At 70.6% G+C, this 2,152-nt stretch carries 2 protein-coding genes; both read left to right on the top strand.

Annotation, left to right across the window (positions count from 1 at the left end; translation table 11 throughout):
- Positions 1 to 874, top strand: an 874-nt coding sequence (locus AC1DY2_RS18985) for a M23 family metallopeptidase (protein ID WP_476763827.1), incomplete at its 5' end; no start/stop codon positions are given.
- Positions 875 to 1,304: 430 nt separating this feature from the next.
- Complete coding sequence (locus AC1DY2_RS18980) at positions 1,305 to 1,997, top strand: endonuclease domain-containing protein (protein ID WP_476763826.1); 693 nt, start codon at positions 1,305 to 1,307, stop codon at positions 1,995 to 1,997.
- The last annotated feature ends 155 nt before the right edge of the window (positions 1,998 to 2,152 follow it).

Below are 2,152 nucleotides of genomic sequence, written 5' to 3'. Positions count from 1 at the left end.
CTCCGCGCCCGACCGGAGTGCTCCCGGCACGTCGCCGGCACCGGCGGGCCCGGTCTCGCGTCGTGATGTCGTGGGCGCGGCTGCGCCGACCCGGCGGTCGGCACCGCAGGCGTCGGGCCCCCGCACGGCGCGCGCCGCGGCATCCGGCCCTGCATCGTCGCCGAAGCGGCGCGGCGGCCGTCGCATCGCGAGCGTGGTGGCGATGAGCTTCGTGGCGATGCTCGCCGTCGCGACGACGATCCCGTCGCTCTCGCTGCTCTCGCCCGCCGACGTGCAGGCGATGGCCATGGCCAGCGCGGCCGGCGGCGACCGTGGCGGGCAGAGCGTGACGATCGACGGCAACGTGGTCGCGCAGACCGTCGAGCGCGAGGGCTACGAGCACCAGACCATCCAGGAGTACGCGCAGGCCGCCGGCATCCGCGCCGAGGCGGACTTCACCAACAATCCGGCCGGCACGATCCAGTGGCCGTTCGCGGTCGGCGTGCACATCGGCGACCACTTCGGCTACCGCAACTGCGCGGGCTGCTCGGAGGACCACGGCGGCCAGGACTTCAACCCCGGCTACGGCGCCGAGATCCAGGCGATCGCCGACGGCACCGTCGCGGTCTCGACCGACTCGGGCGGGTCGCTGGGCGTCGTTATGATGATCGACCACATCATCGACGGCGAGCTCGTGACGAGCGTGTACGCCCACATGATCGAGGGATCGCGGCGCTTCGAGGTCGGCGACACCGTGCACGTCGCCGACGTCATCGGCAAGACGGGCAACACCGGCATGTCGACGGGCCCGCACCTGCACTTCGAGATCCGCCTCGGCGGCGTCGACGGCACCAAGGTCGACCCGCTCGAGTGGCTCTACGCCAACACGAACTGACGCGTCCGCCCCGCCGCCACAGGGAGCGGCGTCGTCATCTTCGGCAAACGCATGAGAATCCGTTTCCTGCGCTCCTGAGGCGTGGTATTCGCGCGATCTTCATGCGTCGTGCCCCATCGTCCCGACGCCGTCGCGGTTCTCCACAGATCACAGTCCGGGTCCCCACCCGAGCCGTGAAGGCGGCACACTCGGCTCCGTGGAATCGGTGACCCGGGTGATACGCGAGCAGGGCGGCGTCGTCGCTCGAGCCGCCTTGGATGCTGCCGGATGCAGCTCTGCCGACGTCGACCGCGCAATCCGACGCGGTGGAGTGGTTCGCGTCCGGAGCGGCTGGTTCGCGACGACCGACGCGCCATCAGATGTCGTGCGGGCGGTTCGGGTGGGCGGAGTGGCGACCGCAGCGACGGTCGCACGCGTGCGGGGCCTGTGGGTGGCCGACGATCCGCGTCTTCACGTGCGAGTCCGGTACTCGACCGGACGACTCTTCGCGCCGCACGACCGTAGCCAGCCGCTCGATCGAGTCCGCGACCGCGTCTGCGTGCACTACAGCCGACGTGGCCCGTTCGATCGGGCAGTCGATCCGCTCACGGTCTCGCTGGCCGAGATGTTCGCGTGCACGGATGTCGCGAGCGCGATCGCTTCCGTCGACTCGGCGCTGGACATGGGGACCCTGACGTTGCAGCATCTCGATCTCATCCGCGACTGGATGCCGCCGTCGAGGCGCCGGCTGCTCGATCGGGCGGACCCTGACGCTCAGTCGGGTATTGAAACCGCTGTCCGGCTCTTCCTTCGTTCACGCAGGATCAGGCACCGGGCGCAGGTCACCATCGACGGGGTGGGCCGGGTGGATATCCTCGTCGGCGACCGGCTCGTCATCGAGGTCGACGGGAGAGCGTTCCACACCGGCACCGCATTCGACGAGGATCGGCGACGTGACTTCGAACTCGTGACGCGCGGCTACCTCGTCCTCCGACTCAGCTACCGGCAGGTCGTTCACGAGTGGGAGCGGACACGTGCGGGCATCCTCGCCCTGGTGGGGCGGAACGAGCATCTCTGGTCTGGACGCGGCCCGTACGCCGCCATTCCGGCGTCCTCGGCGGTGCGGGTTGCAGCAAACGCATGAGATTCCGACTGATGTACCGGCCTGGGCGGCCGAATGTCGGATTCTCATGCATTTCCGCGCGGCGAGCGGGCGGGGTGGCGCACCGAGCGGGCGAGCGGGCGGGCGGCGCGGCCGGGGCGAGCACGGCGAGCGGATGCCGCGGCGGGGCCGGGGCG

The sequence above is a fragment of the Agromyces sp. P1_H4 genome (assembly GCF_056405255.1).
Note: the sequence above shows the minus strand (reverse complement) of the source record. Positions and strands in the feature narration are given on the sequence as shown.